General features: G+C 46.5%; 1 protein-coding gene. It reads right to left on the reverse strand.

What is annotated here, in order from left to right:
* Positions 1 to 230, reverse strand: a 230-nt coding sequence (locus SB754_RS23385; RefSeq protein ID WP_410784620.1) for a hypothetical protein, incomplete at both ends; no start/stop codon positions are given.

Below are 230 nucleotides of genomic sequence, written 5' to 3' on the forward strand. Positions count from 1 at the left end.
GTCCGCCAGAGGCTCATCACAGCTCTTATTTAAGGTCTGGAGAAGCTTGAGTACATCATCCCTATTTGAGATCTCCGTTAGCTGGATATTCTTTAGCGGACCGGAGTAATTTGTCTTTTCGATACCCACCAAGATCGGCAAGAGGCTCTTATCCAAGGATGCGTACATAGCACCCGCTTCAAAGTTGAGCCACTCGCTGTTAGCGTTTTCAGGTGTAACAAAAACAATGC

This window comes from Leifsonia sp. SIMBA_070 (assembly GCF_046534635.1).
Taxonomy (GTDB): Bacteria; Actinomycetota; Actinomycetes; order Actinomycetales; family Microbacteriaceae; genus Leifsonia.